Here is a 372-nt window from a genome sequence, read left to right on the forward strand (position 1 = left end):
GGGGCCCGTCACGGTACGTACGGAAACAGAAACGGAAAGGGCAGGGGAGCCCGGGGGAAGGCCGGGAGGGTGCCGGGGAAGCGCCCGGAGTGGGCGGAGGGAACGGCGCGGGAACGGCGCGGGAAGGGCGCGGGGAGGGCGTGGAGCGAACCGGCGTCATCCGGCCTCTTACGCACCGCCCCGGCGGCATCTAGTCTGATCGCGCAGCATATTACTCGTCGGTTAGTTACTTGCCGGTCACATAGTTATTTCGCCAGTCACACGATCAGCCAGTCATGCAGCGCTGCCGGGCCCGGAGGATGTCGTGAGCGACACACAGAACTTGATCGAGAACCGGCCGCCCTCCGTGGCGACCCTCTTCATTGAGCGCGT

Source organism: Streptomyces corynorhini, assembly GCF_003346515.1.
In the GTDB taxonomy this organism is placed as follows: Bacteria; Actinomycetota; Actinomycetes; order Streptomycetales; family Streptomycetaceae; genus Streptomyces; species Streptomyces corynorhini.